Origin of the sequence: Herbaspirillum lusitanum P6-12, assembly GCF_000256565.1 — a bacterium.
GTDB classification, from domain to species: domain Bacteria; phylum Pseudomonadota; class Gammaproteobacteria; order Burkholderiales; family Burkholderiaceae_D; genus Herbaspirillum; species Herbaspirillum lusitanum.
In genome coordinates this window covers 1-261 of record NZ_AJHH01000320.1, presented here as the reverse complement: position 1 = coordinate 261, position 261 = coordinate 1, and the positions used below count along the sequence as shown (strand labels likewise).

Annotated in this window: 1 protein-coding gene; it reads right to left on the bottom strand. The window is 64.0% G+C overall.

Annotated features, from left to right (window positions below):
- On the bottom strand, window positions 1-261 hold a 261-nt coding region (locus HLUSI_RS27975; protein WP_040503349.1), incomplete at both ends, for a 2-dehydropantoate 2-reductase N-terminal domain-containing protein.

Sequence of the window (261 nt, the reverse complement as noted above, 5' to 3'; positions counted from 1 at the left end):
TGAGCAGCGGCAGGATGGCGGTATCCGGGCCGATTGCGGCGGCGAAGGAATCGATGGCGTCGTTCAGGTCGTAGGCCTTGCAGCTCAGGATGACCAGGTCATAGGCTTGCTGCAGGTTTTGTTTCTGCACCGTGGGCGGATTGCTCAGCGCCAGGTCGCCGACCGGACTCTTGATCTGCAGGCCGTTCCGCGCCAGCAATTGCGCACGTTTCTCGCGCACCAGGAAGGTCACATCACGTCCCGCCGCCAGCATGCGGCCGC